18 protein-coding genes and 1 tRNA gene are annotated in these 14,967 nt (G+C 67.3%); 18 read left to right on the top strand and 1 reads right to left on the bottom strand.

The window, feature by feature from the left end:
- Window positions 1–24 precede the first annotated feature (24 nt).
- Window positions 25–321, bottom strand: a complete 297-nt coding sequence (locus P5F91_RS27695; RefSeq protein WP_145610393.1) for a Nif11-like leader peptide family natural product precursor — start codon at window positions 319–321, stop codon at window positions 25–27.
- 453 nt (window positions 322–774) lie between these two features.
- Here P5F91_RS27695 and P5F91_RS27690 point away from each other — a divergent pair.
- The 18 genes from P5F91_RS27690 to P5F91_RS27605 all read left to right on the top strand — a co-directional run bounded on the left by P5F91_RS27690 (window position 775) and on the right by P5F91_RS27605 (window position 14,962).
- Window positions 775–850 (top strand) — tRNA-Glu (locus P5F91_RS27690).
- Window positions 851–1,235: 385 nt separating this feature from the next.
- The gene (locus P5F91_RS27685; RefSeq protein ID WP_145610392.1) at window positions 1,236–2,336 is read left to right on the top strand and encodes a hydrogenase small subunit; all 1,101 of its coding nucleotides are present in this window, start codon (window positions 1,236–1,238) and stop codon (window positions 2,334–2,336) included.
- Entirely contained in the window at window positions 2,336–4,135 is a 1,800-nt protein-coding gene (locus P5F91_RS27680; RefSeq protein WP_004274657.1) for a nickel-dependent hydrogenase large subunit, read from the top strand. The genes P5F91_RS27685 and P5F91_RS27680 overlap by 1 nt, the downstream gene beginning before the upstream one ends.
- Before the next feature lie 18 nt (window positions 4,136–4,153).
- Window positions 4,154–4,735, top strand: coding sequence for a HupE/UreJ family protein (locus tag P5F91_RS27675; RefSeq protein ID WP_277908833.1), 582 nt, complete (start codon window positions 4,154–4,156; stop codon window positions 4,733–4,735).
- Between the two features lie 13 nt (window positions 4,736–4,748).
- Window positions 4,749–5,471 (top strand): Ni/Fe-hydrogenase, b-type cytochrome subunit, encoded by a 723-nt coding sequence (cybH, locus tag P5F91_RS27670; RefSeq protein ID WP_145610389.1) that lies wholly within the window; start codon window positions 4,749–4,751, stop codon window positions 5,469–5,471.
- A gap of 240 nt (window positions 5,472–5,711) precedes the next feature.
- A complete protein-coding gene (locus P5F91_RS27665; protein WP_145610388.1) occupies window positions 5,712–6,434 on the top strand; it encodes a HyaD/HybD family hydrogenase maturation endopeptidase in 723 nt (240 codons plus the stop codon).
- Entirely contained in the window at window positions 6,434–6,751 is a 318-nt protein-coding gene (locus P5F91_RS27660; RefSeq protein WP_145610387.1) for a HypC/HybG/HupF family hydrogenase formation chaperone, read from the top strand. Before P5F91_RS27665 ends, P5F91_RS27660 begins: the two co-directional genes overlap by 1 nt.
- A complete protein-coding gene (locus P5F91_RS27655) occupies window positions 6,748–7,191 on the top strand; it encodes a thioredoxin domain-containing protein (protein ID WP_145610386.1) in 444 nt (147 codons plus the stop codon). Before P5F91_RS27660 ends, P5F91_RS27655 begins: the two co-directional genes overlap by 4 nt.
- A gap of 10 nt (window positions 7,192–7,201) precedes the next feature.
- A complete protein-coding gene (locus tag P5F91_RS27650) occupies window positions 7,202–8,053 on the top strand; it encodes a hydrogenase expression/formation protein (RefSeq protein ID WP_211106913.1) in 852 nt (283 codons plus the stop codon).
- Complete coding sequence (locus tag P5F91_RS27645) at window positions 8,050–8,274, top strand: rubredoxin (protein WP_088872952.1); 225 nt, start codon at window positions 8,050–8,052, stop codon at window positions 8,272–8,274. The genes P5F91_RS27650 and P5F91_RS27645 overlap by 4 nt, the downstream gene beginning before the upstream one ends.
- Window positions 8,271–8,813, top strand: coding sequence for a [NiFe]-hydrogenase assembly chaperone HybE (hybE, locus tag P5F91_RS27640; protein WP_277908832.1), 543 nt, complete (start codon window positions 8,271–8,273; stop codon window positions 8,811–8,813). The genes P5F91_RS27645 and hybE overlap by 4 nt, the downstream gene beginning before the upstream one ends.
- Window positions 8,810–9,772 (top strand): hypothetical protein, encoded by a 963-nt coding sequence (locus P5F91_RS27635; protein ID WP_277908831.1) that lies wholly within the window; start codon window positions 8,810–8,812, stop codon window positions 9,770–9,772. Before hybE ends, P5F91_RS27635 begins: the two co-directional genes overlap by 4 nt.
- Window positions 9,772–10,113 carry a hydrogenase maturation nickel metallochaperone HypA gene (gene hypA / locus P5F91_RS27630; protein ID WP_277908830.1) on the top strand — a complete coding sequence of 114 codons (342 nt, stop codon included), beginning with the start codon at window positions 9,772–9,774 and terminating at the stop codon, window positions 10,111–10,113. The genes P5F91_RS27635 and hypA overlap by 1 nt, the downstream gene beginning before the upstream one ends.
- A complete protein-coding gene (gene hypB, locus P5F91_RS27625) occupies window positions 10,113–10,991 on the top strand; it encodes a hydrogenase nickel incorporation protein HypB (protein WP_277908829.1) in 879 nt (292 codons plus the stop codon). The genes hypA and hypB overlap by 1 nt, the downstream gene beginning before the upstream one ends.
- Before the next feature lie 8 nt (window positions 10,992–10,999).
- The gene (locus tag P5F91_RS27620; protein ID WP_277908828.1) at window positions 11,000–11,281 is read left to right on the top strand and encodes a HypC/HybG/HupF family hydrogenase formation chaperone; all 282 of its coding nucleotides are present in this window, start codon (window positions 11,000–11,002) and stop codon (window positions 11,279–11,281) included.
- Window positions 11,268–12,410 carry a hydrogenase formation protein HypD gene (gene hypD, locus P5F91_RS27615; RefSeq protein ID WP_277908826.1) on the top strand — a complete coding sequence of 381 codons (1,143 nt, stop codon included), beginning with the start codon at window positions 11,268–11,270 and terminating at the stop codon, window positions 12,408–12,410. Before P5F91_RS27620 ends, hypD begins: the two co-directional genes overlap by 14 nt.
- Entirely contained in the window at window positions 12,407–13,435 is a 1,029-nt protein-coding gene (gene hypE / locus P5F91_RS27610) for a hydrogenase expression/formation protein HypE (RefSeq protein WP_277908825.1), read from the top strand. Before hypD ends, hypE begins: the two co-directional genes overlap by 4 nt.
- Before the next feature lie 12 nt (window positions 13,436–13,447).
- On the top strand, window positions 13,448–14,962 hold the full coding sequence (locus P5F91_RS27605) for a sigma-54-dependent transcriptional regulator (RefSeq protein WP_145610378.1): 1,515 nt from the start codon (window positions 13,448–13,450) through the stop codon (window positions 14,960–14,962).
- Window positions 14,963–14,967 lie beyond the last annotated feature (5 nt).

Genomic DNA, 14,967 nt, shown 5'->3' with positions numbered 1-14,967 from the left:
TCACCGCGGGCGACTTGCCCGGTCTTACTTGGTGAAGATGCAGTAGCAGCCTTTGGTGTATATGCAGTAGGGGGAGCCGCCGCCGGAAACGTGATCCAGCGCATCGTCGTCCAGCGGTTCCATCTGCGTGGGCGCGCTGCCGGCCCGGGCGGCGAAGACGCCCTCGATCTCATCGGCGGTCAGCTGGATGCCGCGCGTGGCCGCGAAGTCCGCCAGCGCCTTGGCCGCCGCCTTCACATCACCCCCGCCGGCTATGCCCTTCAGTATTTCCGCGTCCGAGGCGATCAGGGCCTTCAGCTTTTCCAGTTCCGACTGCGACATGACATCATCCCCCACCAGTGTCCGGTCCCGGATACACGGTAAAGAGCAAGGCATCAATACGCCGGTAAGTTGCTATCGCTTTAGTGCGGGGTAGCGGGGGCGGACTTCCAAAGGCCACCTGGCCTTCAGAAGTTGGCGGCCAGCAAAGCCATAGGTCCGTCTTCAAAGAACCCCTGGGCGCGGAGAGTCCAAGCCTCGCAGGCTGTTCGCCCCCACTTCCGCGTGGGAGCCGGCATGGCATCAGAAAGATGTCTGATACCTGCGAAACCCAGTTGCGTCAGGCCAATGCCATGTGCCATATGTTCACCCCGCTTGCGGCGCCCTGATTTTCAAGGGGTGGTGTATCCTCCGCAAGCGAATACAGTATCTTGTACCCCTGCGGCTAAGTCTGGCGTAGGGAGGTCATCCCCCGGGTGGCCGCACATAGGATGGATCACCCTCCATCCGCCTCATGTCCCCTTCGTCTAGAGGCCTAGGACACCGCCCTTTCACGGCGGCGACACGGGTTCGAATCCCGTAGGGGACGCCACGCTTCCAGCGTTTCGGCTGGATTTTGCGGGACAATCTGGGACAGAGGGATCCGCGGGACGCCAGCGGAAGTACATTCCCATAGCGACGATCACCCTCGGAAGAGCCGGGACGGCTCGCCGCGGCCGCGGGTGCCGATGAGGCAAAGGGCGGCTGCGGGAACGGCGCCTCCGCGATCTTGGGCTCATCCATCCGCTGGTCAGGCGCCGTGGCTTCCGCATGCGCGGTTACCTTACAATTGGAAAGGTGCTTTCCACCCCTGAGGGGAAGCGCCGATACCATTAAGCCTTTCGCGCCCTCAATTTTTTGCCTGGCACGCTTTTTGCCCAAATGTCACCGATGCGGAGCGAGACAGCCCCGCCGGGGACGTTGGAGGAAATGCCGGAATGGCGAGCGAGACGTTTTACGAGGTGATGCGCCGGCAGGGCATCACCCGGCGAAGCTTCACCAAATTTTGCAGCCTGACGGCCGCGGCGCTGGGCCTGGGTCCCTCCTACGCCCGAGCCATCGAAACCGCCATGGAGACCAAGCCGCGCATCCCGGTGCTGTGGCTGCACGGCCTGGAGTGCACCTGCTGTTCCGAAAGCTTCATCCGGTCGGCCCATCCCCTGGCCAAGGACGTCATCCTGTCGATGATCAGCCTCGACTATGACGATACCATCATGGCGGCGGCGGGCTTCCAGGCCGAATCCATCATCGACGAGACCATCGAGAAGTATAAAGGCAACTTCATCCTGGCGTGCGAGGGCAACCCCCCGCTGAACCAGGAGGGCATGAGCTGCATCATCGGCGGCAAGCCGTACCTGGAACAGTTGAAGAAGGCGGCCGACCACTGCAAGGCCATCATCAGCTGGGGCAGCTGCGCCAGCTGGGGCTGCGTTCAGGCCGCCCGGCCCAACCCCACCCAGGCGACACCCATCCACAAGGTGCCCGGCTTGCCGGCGAAGCCCATCATCAAGGTGCCGGGCTGCCCGCCCATCGCCGAGGTCATGACGGCGGTCATCGCCTATATCCTGACCTTCGACCGCTTTCCGGAACTGGACATGCAGGGCCGGCCGAAGATGTTCTATTCCCAGCGCATCCACGACAAATGCTACCGCCGCCCGCACTTCGATGCCGGCCAGTTCGTGGAAAGCTTCGATGATGAGGGCGCGCGCCGCGGCTACTGCCTTTACAAGGTCGGCTGCAAGGGCCCGACCACCTACAACGCCTGCTCCACCGTGCGCTGGAACGGGGGCCTCAGCTTCCCCATCCAGGCTGGCCATCCCTGCATCGGCTGTTCCGAGGACGGCTTCTGGGACAAGGGCGGCTTCTATGAACGCCTGAGCGATGTCCATGGCTTCGGCATCGAGGCCAACGCCGACAAGATCGGCGGCACGGCGGCCGGCATCGTCGGCGCCGCCGCCGCGGTGCATGCCGCGGCCAGCGCGGTCAAGCGCGCCCGCTCCAACAGCGGTGCCAACGATAAGAGAGAGGGACGGGACTGATGCCCACGCTTGCGACACCCAACGGCTACCAGCTCGACACCAGCGGCAAGCGCGTCGTGGTCGATCCGGTCACCCGCATCGAGGGCCACATGCGCTGTGAGGTCAACCTCGACGGCGACAACGTCATCCGCAACGCCGTCTCCACCGGCACCATGTGGCGCGGGCTGGAGGTGATCCTGAAGGGGCGCGACCCGCGCGACGCCTGGGCCTTCACCCAGCGCATCTGCGGCGTCTGCACCGGCACCCACGCGCTCACCTCCGTCCGCGCGGTGGAAAATGCCCTGAACATCCAAATTCCGGAAAACGCCAACAGCATCCGCAACATCATGCAGCTGTCGCTGCAGGTACATGACCATCTGGTCCATTTCTACCATCTGCACGCCCTGGACTGGGTGAACCCGGTCAACGCCCTGAAGGCGGACCCCAAGGCCACGTCGGAGTTGCAGCAGGCCGTCTCGCCCCACCATCCCAACAGTTCCCCGGGCTATTTCCGGGACATCCAGACCCGCCTGCGCAAGTTCGTGGAATCCGGGCAGCTGGGGCCCTTCAAGAACGGCTACTGGACCAACCCGGCCTACAAGCTGCCGCCCGAGGCCGACCTGATGGCGGTGACCCATTATCTGGAGGCGCTGGATTTCCAGAAGGAGATCATGCGCGTCCGCACCATTTTCGGCGGCAAGGACATCCACCCCAACTGGCTGGTGGGCGGGGTTCCCTGCGCCATCAACCTGGACGGCGACATGGCAGCGGGCGCGCCGGTGAACATGGCGTCGCTGAACTACGTCTCTTCCATCACCGATCGCTGCATCGAGTTCGTGGAGAACGTCTACATTCCCGACATCATCGCCATCGGCGGGTTCTACAAGGACTGGCTGTACGGCGGCGGTTTGTCGAACAAGTCGGTGCTGGCCTACGGCGACATCCCCGACCGGGCCAACGACTACAGCCCCCGCAACCTGCTGATGCCCCACGGCGCCATCATCGACGGCAAGCTGTCGGAGGTGCACCCCGTCGACCTGACCGATCCCGAGCAGGTGCAGGAGTTCGTGCCCCACAGCTGGTACAAGTACCCGGATGAAAGCAAGGGCCTGCATCCCTGGGACGGCGTGACCGAACCCCATTACCAGCTGGGCCCCAACGCCAAGGGCACCAGCACCAACATCGTCCAGCTGGACGAAGGGGCGAAGTACAGCTGGATCAAGGCGCCGCGCTGGCGCGGCCATGCCATGGAGGTGGGGCCGCTGGCCCGCTACCTGGTCGGCTACATGCAGGGCAATGCCGAGATCAAGGACCAGGTCGACCGCACCCTGGCGGCGCTGAACGTGCCGCTGGACGCGCTGTTCTCCACTCTGGGGCGGACAGCGGCGCGCGCGCTGGAGGCCCAGTGGGCGGCGCGCAAGCAACGCTATTTCCTGGACAAGCTGATCGCCACCATCAAGGCGGGCGACACCTCCACCGCCAACACGGCGAAGTTCGATCCCAAGACTTGGCCGTCCGAGGTCAAGGGCGTGGGCTTCACCGAGGCGCCGCGCGGCGCGCTGGCCCACTGGATCCGCATCAAGGACGGCAAGATCGACAATTACCAGTGCGTGGTACCCACCACCTGGAACGGCAGCCCGCGCGACAACAAGGGCAATATCGGCGCCTTCGAAGCGTCGCTCATGAACACCAAGGTGGCCCGTGCGGAAGAGCCGGTGGAAATCCTGCGCACGCTGCACAGCTTCGATCCCTGCCTGGCCTGCTCCACCCATGTCATGGGGCCGGACGGGCAGGAATTGGCCGAAGTCAAAGTCCGCTGAACCAAGGAGACTGATCCCATGAAGAGCTTCATCACGAAATCGGTCCCCCGCGTCTCGGCGGCTGTCCTGGCGGCGGGTTTCACCGCCACCCCGGCCGTGGCCCATCCGGGGCATGACGGGGGCTTCGCCGCCGGCATCATCCACCCGCTGACAGGCCTGGACCATCTGGCGGCCATGCTGGCGGTTGGCCTGTGGGCGGCCACCCGGCCGGCGGCACGCGCCTGGCAGGCGCCGGCGCTGTTCGTGGCCATGCTGGCGGTCGGCGCGCTGGCCGGCCTGGCCGGCGGCGCCTTCGCCCCGGTGGACACGCTGGCGGCGCTGTCGGTGACCTTGCTGGGCCTGATGCTGATCGTGGCCCCCCTACTGCCCGACGCCGCGGGCCTGGGCCTTATCGCCCTGTTCGCCACGGTGCATGGCTATGCCCATGGCATGGAGGCGGGAGGCCACCTGCCGGGCTATTTTGCCGGCTTCATGGTGGCGTCGGCCCTGCTGCACGCCGCCGGCTGGCGCCTGGGCAGCGGCCTGCTGGCCACCCGCTGGGGGCGTTGGGCTTCCGGCCTGACCCTGGGCGTCGCGGGCCTCGCGCTCGCCGCGCTGTAAGGGGGGACGCGCCATGAGCGAGGCCTCCCTGGGAACTCATAAGGCGGGAACACATAAGGAAGAGGCGGTTTACGTCTATGAGGCGCCGGTGCGCTTGTGGCACTGGGCCAATGCCGCCGCCATCCTGGTACTGTGCGTTACGGGCTATCTGATCGGCTCACCCCCGCCGTCCATCCATGGTGAGCCCAGCGCCCATTTCCTGTTCGGCTGGATCCGCTTCCTGCATTTCTCGGCGGGGCAGATCCTGGTCGTCGGCTTCGTCTTCCGCTTCTACTGGTCCTTCGTGGGCAACGACCACGCCCGCGAAATCTTCCGGCCGCCGGTGTGGCGCAAAAGCTTCTGGCTGGGCGTGATCCATGAGATCCGCTGGTATGCCATGCTGGAGCGCGAGCCCAAGAAGTACAGCGGGCACAACCCGCTGGCCATCTTGTCCATGCACGTCCTGTTCGTGTGGGGCACGCTATTCATGATCGTCACCGGCTTGGCCCTGTATGGCGAGGGCCAGGGGCCGGGCTGGATCCACCGGCTGTTCACCAGCTGGGTCATTCCCCTGTTCGGGCAGAGCCAGACGGTTCACACCTGGCACCACATGGCCATGTGGGTGATCGTGATCTTCGCCATCGTCCACATCTATGCCGCCGTGCGGGAGGACATCATGTCCCGGCAGTCCATCATCTCCTCGATGTTCTCGGGCTGGCGCACCTTCCGCGATGGCGGGCCCACCGACGAACCCTGAGGTCCAGGCAAGTTTCCAATCGGAAAGGGGGGCTTCGCGGCCCCCTTTTTCATTTGGAAAATGAACTTCCAGTTCCCCTTCCAACTGGAAGGATTCTATCCGGTAAGGCGCTGAGGATGGCCCGCCATCCCCCAAAGCTTCAGCCGTTTCGGCGCTGAACGGTGCGCTGGCATGTCCCTTGCTGAACCACCCCCAACATCCGGCCCGTCGGATGACAGGGGAGTGAAAGGCGTGGAAGTGATGACGGCAAGCGGACCCCGCGTGCTGGTGCTGGGCATCGGCAACCTGCTGTGGGCCGACGAAGGGTTCGGCGTGCGGGCTGTGGAGCACATGCACCGCCATTATGCCTTTCCTGCCAACGTCCGCCTGATCGACGGCGGCACGCAGGGCATCTACCTGGTTCAGGAAATCCGCGAGGCCGACATCCTTGTCGTCTTCGATGCTGTCGATTACGCCCTGCCGCCCGGCACCCTGAAGCGGGTGGAGGGGGCGGAGGTGCCGAAGTTTCTGGGTGCCAAGAAGATTTCCCTGCACCAGACCGGCTTCCAGGAGGTACTGGCCATGGCGGAGATGATGGGCGACAGCCCCGCCCACCAGCTGCTGATCGGCGTGCAACCGGTTGAGCTGGAGGATTTTGGTGGCAGCCTGCGGCCGGAGGTCAAAGCCCAGGTGGAGCCGGCCATCGCGCTGGCGCTGGAGTATCTGGCGGGCTTTGGCGTCGCCGCCACCCCGCGCCCGGTGCCGCTGCCGGCGGAGCAGGGGATTGGGTCGCTGGAAATGATGCTGGACCGTTATGAGGCGGAACGTCCGGACGAGGCGACGGCCTTCCGCGGCGGCGACGCGCGGGTACTGGGCGCCGGCGGCTGGACGGGGCCCGCGGATTTCGAGGTGGAGATGCAGGCCCTGGTGGCCCACCCCCTTGTAGCCCACCCCATGGCGGGCGCGCCCGGGATGGACGCCTGATGTGCATCGGCATTCCCATGCAGGTGGTGGAGATCGGCGCCGGCCATGCCCGCTGCCGGTCCGGCGCGGAGATACTATCCATCGACACCAGCCTGGTGGGCGACGTCGCCCCGGGCGTTTGGCTCATGACCTTTCTGGGCGCCGCGCGGGAGGTGATGAGCCCTGAGGCCGCCCAGCGGTCCCTGGCGGCGCTGAGCGCCCTAGAGGCGGTCATGCGGGGGCAACCGGCCGACCTGGACGCCGCCTTCGCCGACCTGATCGGCCGTGAACCTCAACTACCCAGCCATTTGCGTCCCACTCCGGAGCCTGAAGCATGAGCGATGCGCGCGACGACTTTTCCCCCCTGCTGCAGTCCGTCATGGCCCGGTGCGACTACCGGGTGGTGGGGGAGGCGGAGCTGGCGGATATCTGCGCCGGGGAGCCGCTGGCGATGCTGTTCCTGTCCGGCGACCACTGGCGGGTGGCGGAGAGCGACGATGTCGCCGCCATCCTGCCGGAGCTGGACGGTGCCATGGGCGGCCATGTCGTGCCCCTGATCGCCGCACGGGCGGATGAGCGCGCGCTACAGCGGCGCTTCCGCTTCGCTCGCTATCCCGCCCTGGTCTTCCTGCGCCTGGGCGGCTATCTGGGCGCCATCGAAGGCATCCGCGACTGGGCGGACTATATGCGTGAGATTCCCGAAATCCTCGGGCGCGAACCCAGCGTTCCCCCTGCCTTCCGCCTGCCCGCCGGCTGCGGCACCGACGCTGTGCATTGAGGAGAGACTGATGAACGACGCCCATGGCGGTGCCCTGGTCGGGCCCGGCAGCCAGCCCGAAGATTTCGACGGCGGCCGGCTGGACTACATGGTGATGCCCGACGGCATGGCCATCTTCTCCGCCGCCAACGTGCCGGAGGCGGATGCCGCCCAGGCGGTGCCGCAGGGTGTGGCGGCGGGTCACGCCATCCTGGCGGCCTTGATCCGCGCGGTGGACGGCGCGGGACCGCAGCGGGTGGACCTGACGCGACTGGATGCCGCCAACCTGGCGTTCGTGGACCAGTTGCTGGGCGAGGGCGAGGTATCGGTGGTGTTCGGGACCGACGTCCAGGCCCAGGAATCCGTCTTCGCCGGGGTATGGCGGGTGCGCGAAAGCGACGCCGCCGGCCGGCGCCTGCGCGACTATGTCGATTGTGCCCCTTTCCCGACAGGGCTGGTCGAGCGCGCCTTCAACGGCGCGAGGGGCGCGGCCGTCCTGCCGGAAACGGCACGCCCCAACATCTTCAACGCGCCGCCGCTGATCGCCGAAATCAATGAGCATATTCCCCGCGTCGGGGAGGCCGGCGGCGCGGGCCATGTCATCAACCTGTCCCTGCTGCCCCATACCGAGGAGGACCTGGCCTTCCTGGATGAGGCGCTGGGGCGCGGCGGCCTTGTCATCCTGTCGCGCGGCTACGGCAACTGCCGCATCCGGTCGACGGGGACGCGAGGCTGCTGGTGGACGCAGTACTTCAATTCCCAGGACACGCTGATTCTCAACAGCATCGAGATTTGCCCCATCCCGCAGGTCGCCCTGGCGGCGGAGGAGGACTTGGCGGATTCCGCCGAACGACTGCGCGAGATCATGGAGATTTACCGGTGACGGATCATTTCTTCGCCGGATCGTTCGGGGGCGATGTCAGCAAGATCAGCCCCGGGACGAAGCTGGAGTGCAAGATCTGCTGGCATGTCTACGACCCGGCGGTGGGCGACACCTACTGGCAGGTGCCGCCCGGCACGGCCTTCGCGGACCTGCCGGAGCATTGGACCTGCCCCGAGTGCGACAGCGCCAAGGCCGGCTTTATGGTGATTGCTGACGAATGACCGACGCGCCCGCCCTTTCCACCCGCATCGAGACCGTCTTCGCCCGTATCGCGGCGACGCGCATGGCCGGCGTTCCGGTGATGAACCCGGCGCTGTCGGTGGCGATGCGGGGGCTGCACCGCCATGGCGGGCATTGGGTGGGCGTGCTGGTGACCCCGTGGTTCATGAACCTGCTGTTGCTGCCCGTGGCGGAGGAAGGGCCCCGGCAGGTGGGGGCGAAGGCGGCCCTGGCGTTGCCGTCCGGCAGGTACGAAGGCATCTGGGGGCATGAGGACGAGTTGGGCGGGTATTGGAGCTGCTCCTTGTTCTCCCCCATGTTCGACTTCGCGGATCAGGAGACGGCAGTGGCGACGGCGGACGCCGCCCTTGCGGAAATCATGGCGGCGCCTGAGCCGGACGCCGATGACGATGGCATGGCCACGATCTGGGCGGGGAATCCTGCTGTCCCTGCGCCCGCCAAGCCGGAACCAACGGCGCCGCCCAGCCGGCGTGCGCTGTTCGGCCTGGGCCAGACGGGACCATCGCAGGCGGGATCATGACCCGCCCGGCCATCATCCTGCGGCTTCCGGCCGATGCCGGGGGCACGGCCGCGCTAAGCTACGCGCCACGTGGTGATGTCACGGGCCTGCTGGCGGCCGCGCCGGTGGAACGGGTGCCATCCCTGGTCCGGGCGCTGTTCGCCATCTGCGCCAATGCGCAGGGGCATGCGGCGGAGCTGGCGATGGAAGCGGCGCTGGGCCTGGAAGCCACCACCGGTGAACTGATGGCGCGTGAAATGCGGACATGGACGGAGGTGGTGCGGGAGCACGCCCTGCGCATCAGCCTGGACTGGGCCCGCCTGCTGGGGGAGGCGCCGGATCTGGCCGCCGCGCGCGCCTTTATGGCGCTCTCCGCCGCCGATGACCCCGCAGTCCTGATCGGGGAGGCGGTGGCCGGCCTGTCGCCCGAACGGTGGCTGGCGATGACCTCGACGGTCGAATTGGCCCGCTGGGCCGGGGCTGGCCGTACGGTGGCCGCGCGCTTCATCGCCACCCTGTTCGACGCGTCGATGCTGACGCCGACGGGCGAGGTGGATCCGGGGTCGCTGGCGGCGCGTCATGCCGACCACCCCCTCCTGTCCCGCGCCCTGCCTGCCGGCTCGCTCATCGCCTGCCATGTCGCCCGGCTGATCGATCTTTGCCGCGTGCCGGCACGCCTGAACGTGTTGCGCGCCGGTGATGCCGCCCCCTTGCGTGGCACGACGGCCGGGCCGGGCTGGGGGATGGCGTCGGTGCCCTGCGCCCGGGGCACCCTGGTCCATGAGGTGGGCGTGGTGGCCGGGCGGGTGGAGCGCTATCGTATCCTGTCACCCACGGATCGCGCTTTCGCGCCGGGTGGGTGGGCGGAGCGGCAGATCCAGGGGCTATGCGCGTGGCCGTCCGCCGATCGCGCACGATGGGCCGAGGTGATGATGCTGGCGCTGGACCCGTGTGTGGACTACGCGGTGGAGGTGGCCTGATGCATGAGATGGCCATCTGCGAGAACATCCGCGTCCTGATCGAGGAACAGGCCCGGACCCAGCATTTCAACCGGGTGGAACGGGTGTGCCTGGAAATCGGCGCCCTGTCCGGCGTGGAGGTGGAGGCGCTGCGCTTCGGCTTCGACGTCGTCATGCGCGGCAGCGTGGCCGCCGCCGCCCGGCTGGAGATCGTCGAAACGGCCGGCACCGCCTGGTGCCTGCCCTGTGCCGTGACCGTGACAATCGGCCGGCGCTATGACCCATGCCCCCGCTGCGGCTCGCACCAGATCCAAGTGACGGGCGGGGAAGAGATGAAGATACGCGAACTGGAGGTGACGTGATGTGTACGGTCTGCGGATGCGGCGAGGGCCAGGTCAAGATCGAGGCCGACACCCATGGACATGATCACCACCATGATCATGACCACGATTACCACCATCACCATCATGACCATGATCATCACCACCACGGCGCGGACGGGACGCTGGATTACGGCGGCGGGCCTGCGGGCACTGCCGTCCCGGGCATGAGCCAGGCGCGCCTGATTCAGATCGAGGCCGACATCCTGGGCAAGAACAACGGCTATGCCGCCGCCAACCGCGCGCGGTTCGCCGAGGCGGGCATCCTGGCGCTGAACCTGGTGTCCAGCCCGGGGTCCGGCAAGACGACGCTGCTGTGCCGCACGCTGGGCATGTTGGCGGGTGAGTTCCCCTGCGCGGTCATCGAGGGCGACCAGCAGACCAGCGCCGACGCCGACCGCATCCGCGCCACGGGCGCCCCGGCCATCCAGATCAACACCGGCAAGGGCTGCCACCTGGACGGCCACATGGTGGGCCACGCCGTCGACCACCTGAATCCTGCCGACGGTTCCGTCCTGTTCATCGAGAATGTCGGCAACCTTGTGTGCCCGGCGGCTTTCGATTTGGGGGAGGCGCACAAGGTGGCGATCCTGTCGGTGACGGAGGGGGAGGACAAGCCCCTGAAATACCCGGACATGTTCGCCGCCGCCGACCTGGTGCTGATTAACAAGACCGACCTGCTGCCCCATCTCGACTTCGACGTCGACCTGGCCATGGCCAATGCGCGCAAGGTCAATCACCGGGTGCGCCTGCTGAAGGTTTCGGCCCGCACGGGCGAAGGCATGCAGGCCTGGCTGGATTGGGTCCGCGGCGCCCGCCTCATGGCGCTGTCCGGCCGGCCCTCCCAGGCAGCGGAATAGGGGGAACCATGTGCCTGGCCATACCCGCGCTGGTGACGGCGCTGCATGACGGCGCGATGGCGAGCGTCTCGGTCGGCGGCATCGCCAAGCAGGTCTCCGTGGCCCTGCTGGAGCAGGTCGCGGTGGGCGACTATGTGCTGCTGCACGTCGGCTACGCCCTGCACCGCGTCAGTGAGGAGGAGGCGCAGCGCACCTTGGCCATGATGGCCGAGGCGGGACTGCTGCAGGCCGAGGTGGCGGATATGGGCGGGACAGCGAAGAGCGCGGGGGTGGTGCATGAAATACGTTGATGAATTCCGCGACCGGGATTTGGCGCGCACCCTGGCCGCCGCCATCGCCGCGGCGGCGGACCCGGCGCGCGACTATAATTTCATGGAGTTCTGCGGCGGGCACACCCACGCCATCTTCCGCTATGGCGTGCAGGACTTGGTACCGGCCAATGTGCGCTTCGTGCACGGCCCCGGCTGCCCCGTCTGCATCCTGCCCGCCCGCCGCCTGGACGACGCCATCGAATTGGCGGAACGGCACGGCGTCATCCTGTGCAGCTATGGCGACATGCTGCGCGTGCCGGGCACGGGACGGCGGTCGCTGCTGAAGGCCAAGGCAGACGGCGCCGACGTCCGCATGGTCTATTCGACGCTGGACGCGCTAGACATCGCCCGCGCCAATCCGGGGCGCGAGGTGGTTTTCCTGGGCATCGGGTTCGAGACGACGACCCCGCCCAGTGCGGTCGCCATCGCCCGGGCCCAGGCGGAGGGCATCAGCAATTTCTCCGTCTTCTGCAACCATGTGCTGACCCCGCCCGCCATCCGCCACATCCTGGAGGCGCCGGAGATCGATCCCAGTCAGGCCGCCCGCCTGGACGGCTTCCTCGGCCCCTCGCACGTCAGCACCATTATCGGTTCCCGGCCCTATGAGTTCCTGGCCGCCCGCTATGCCAAGCCGGTGGTCATCGCCGGGTTCGAGCCGCTGGACGTGATGCAGTCGGTCCTCATGCTGATACATCAGGTGAACGAGGGGCGAGTGGAGGTCGAGAACCAATACACCCGGGTGGTGACGCGGGACGGCAACGCCAAGGCGCAGGAACTGGTGGATGGCATCTTTGAGCTGCGGCCCAGCTTCGAATGGCGTGGGCTGGGCAGCGTGCCGGACAGCGCACTGGCCATCCGGGCGGAGTATGCTGCCTTCGACGCAGAGAAACGCTTCACCCTCAGCGAGAAGCGGAGCCGCGAGACTAAGTCCTGCGAATGTCCCGCCATCCTGCGCGGCGTGAAGAAGCCGAAGGACTGCAAGCTGTTCGGCAAGGCCTGCACGCCGGAAACGCCCATGGGCGCCTGCATGGTTTCCTCCGAAGGGGCGTGCGCCGCCTATTGGACCTACCGGCGAATGGAAACCCTGGCGGAGATGGCGGCCGAATGACCACCCCGCCCCCCGATCTTTCCGGTGCCGTGGACATGAGCCACGGTGGCGGCGGCCGGGCCATGGCTCGGCTGATCCGCGACATCTTCCTGCGCCACCTGGCGAACCCGTTGCTGGACCAGGGGCACGACGCGACGCGCATCGACGCCGGTTCTGGCCGCATCGCCGTGACGACGGATGCCCATGTCATCTCGCCCTTGTTCTTTCCCGGTGGCGACATCGGTTCCCTGGCCGCGCATGGCACGCTCAACGACTTGGCCATGGCCGGTGCCCGCCCGGTGGCGCTGACCGCCGCCTTCATCATCGAGGAAGGCTTTCCCCTGGCGGACCTGGACCGCATCGCCGCCAGCATGGGGCAAGCTTGCCGGGCGGCCGGCGTGCCGGTGGCGACGGGTGACACCAAGGTGGTGGAGCGCGGCAAGGGCGACGGCGTTTTCATCACCACCAGCGGCATCGGCGTGGTGCCGGCGGGCGTGGACATCGGCCCACGCCGGCTGCGCCCTGGGCAGGCCGTCTTGCTATCCGGCCCCATCGGCGACCATGGCATCGCCATCCTGTCCAAGCGCCAGGGCCTGGAATTCGGCACGGAAATCCGGTCCGACAGTGCCGCCCTGCACCGCATGGTGGCCGACATGGTCGCTGTCGTCCCGGGCATCGCGGTCCTGCGCGACCCTACCAGGGGCGGCCTGTCCGCCACGCTGAACGAACTGACCAACGCCGCCGGCGTGGGCATGCTGCTGGATGAGCGGGCCATCCCGGTCCGGCCGGAGGTAGCGGCGGCCTGCGAGCTGTTGGGCCTGGATCCACTCAACATCGCCAATGAAGGCAAGCTGGTCTGTGTTTGCGAGCCGGAGGACGCGGAGACGCTGCTGGCAGTGATGCGGGACCATGCGGAAGGCCGTGACGCGGCGCTGATCGGTCATGTTACCGTGGGCCAGCCCGGCTTCGTCCGCATGACGACGGCCATCGGCGGCCAGCGCGTGGTTGACTGGCTGTCGGGCGAACAGCTTCCGCGCATCTGCTAGCGGAGAGGAGCGATGGCCGACCTTCCCACCGTCCTGATCGTCGATGACGAACTGCGCTCCCTGGAATCGCTGCGGCGTATCCTGGAGGAGGACTTCGACGTGCTGACAGCCGCCAGCACCATCGAGGCCGAGCGGCGGCTGGCCGACAATCCGGTGCAGGTGGTGCTGTGCGACCAGCGCATGCCGGAACGCAGCGGCGTGGAATTCCTGACGGAGGTCAAGGAGCGCTGGCCGGAGGTCGTGCGCATGATCATCTCCGGCTATACCGACGCCCATGACATCATTGACGGCATCAACCAGGCCGGCATCTTTCAGTACGTCACGAAGCCCTGGCACCCGGAAAACCTGCTGCTGACATTAAAGGGCGCCTGCCGCCTCTATGCCTTGCAGCGGCAGAACGAACTGCTGGCGGTGGAGATGAAGATGCTGCCGGCCGCCGCGTCCCGCGTGGTGGGGGAGCGGAAGGAGAAGCTGCGCCGCGCCTACAATTTCGACGACGGCATCGTGCGCGCGAAGGGCAGCCCCATGGAGGCCGTGTGCGGCAGCCTGGCCCAAGTGGCGCCCTTCGACGTGCCGGTCCTGCTGTTCGGTTCCTCCGGCACGGGCAAGGAGTTGGCGGCGCGCGCCCTGCACTATGGCTCGCTGCGCTGGAACCAGCCCTTCGTGGTGGAGAATTGCGGCGCCCTGCCCGACGAACTGCTGGAGAGCGAGCTGTTCGGGCACAAGAAGGGCGCCTTCACCGGCGCCATCGAGGACCATGTCGGCCTGTTCGAGCGGGCGGACGGCGGCACCGTCTTCTTGGATGAAATCGGCGAGGTTTCCCCCGCCTTCCAGGTCAAGCTGCTGCGTGTGCTGCAGGAGGGGGAGATACGGCCCCTGGGGGGAACCCGCACGCGCAAGGTGGAGGTGCGGGTGATCGCCGCCACCAACAAGGATCTGGAGGAGGAGGTTCGGGCCAAGCGCTTCCGCGCCGACCTGTTCTATCGCCTGGCCGGCATGATCATCCGCCTGCCCGACCTGAAGGACCGCAAGGGCGACCTGCCCCTGCTGGTGGAGGTGCTGCTGGACCGCGCCATGGCGCAGATGGGCAAGCGCGTGCCCGGAATTTCGCCGGAAGCGCTGGAGTGCCTGGCCCGCTATGACTGGCCGGGCAATGTCCGCGAGCTGCAGAATGAGGTGCAGCGCCTGATGGTGCGGGCCACGGAAGGCCGGCGGCTGGAGGCGGATCTGCTGTCCCCCCACATCCTGCGGGCGGAACCGCACGGGGTCGGCGCGCGCGAGGACGATTTCGCCGACATCGCCGGCCTGGCCGGCGACCTGCGCGAGCGGGTCAGCGCCATGGAGGCGCGCATCATCCGGGAAACCCTGATCCGCCACCGCTGGAACAAAAGCCAAGCGGCGCGGGAACTGGGGCTGTCCCGCGTTGGGTTACGGGCCAAGCTGGAACGCTACGGGCTGGAGAACGTCCACCCTCTGGCACCCCCTGCGGCGCCCCCTGGGGCGCCCAAGCGCGTGACGGGGGGCTGAGCCAT

The organism is Nitrospirillum amazonense, assembly GCF_029594735.1.
Classification (GTDB): domain Bacteria; phylum Pseudomonadota; class Alphaproteobacteria; order Azospirillales; family Azospirillaceae; genus Nitrospirillum; species Nitrospirillum amazonense.
The sequence above is the reverse complement of the archived record's forward strand: the minus strand, read 5'-3'. Positions and strand labels throughout refer to the sequence as shown.